Source organism: Clostridia bacterium, from assembly GCA_036654455.1.
In the GTDB taxonomy this organism is placed as follows: domain Bacteria; phylum Bacillota; class Clostridia; order Christensenellales; family CAG-314; genus JAVVRZ01.
Genome location: JAVVRZ010000023.1, coordinates 1 through 579 on the forward strand (window position 1 = coordinate 1; position 579 = coordinate 579).

Annotated in this window: 1 protein-coding gene and 1 tRNA gene; one reads left to right on the forward strand and one right to left on the reverse strand. The window is 31.6% G+C overall.

What is annotated here, in order from left to right; all coding sequences use genetic code 11:
• Positions 1 to 361 (forward strand): TOBE domain-containing protein (locus RR062_06200; protein MEG2027287.1); only part of this gene is annotated, 361 nt, incomplete at its 5' end.
• A gap of 93 nt (positions 362 to 454) precedes the next feature.
• Here the strand turns inward: RR062_06200 and RR062_06205 are convergent.
• Positions 455 to 545 (reverse strand) — tRNA-Ser (locus RR062_06205).
• Between the last annotated feature and the right edge of the window lie 34 nt (positions 546 to 579).

Below are 579 nucleotides of genomic sequence, written 5' to 3' on the forward strand. Positions count from 1 at the left end.
TAATGAAGGCCAATTTGAAGTAAATAATGAAGAAAAATTTACTTTTTCTTCAAATAAGACTGCAGAACTCAAACATAATGGATTATTTGGTAAAGAAGTAAAATTAGGAATTAGGCCTGAAGATATAGTATCTGATAGTAGATTTGTTTCATCTGGAAACTTTCAAACCTTTACAGTTCACATTAAAATTGCAGAATTATTAGGTTCAGAATACAATTTAATTTTTAATCTTGGTCGCGATCAGTTGATCGCGCGTTCAAAAGCAATGACTATTATTAAAAATGATGATGAAGTAAAATTACATTTTGATTTAGACAAATGTATTTTCTTTGATAAAGAAACAACAGAGTGTATTTGTTAACTTTATTAAGTTCGTGGGTTCAAACGTTTATGATACTGGCATTTTTTAATTAAAAAAGCTAAACACAAGGTGTGTTTAGCTATGTTTATTTAGTGGCGGAGAAAGAGGGATTTGAACCCTCGCACCCTGTTACAGATCTATGAGCTTTCCAAGCCCACCCCTTCAGCCGCTTGGGTATTTCTCCGGCTGATAATAATTATAACATGTTTGTTGATTTT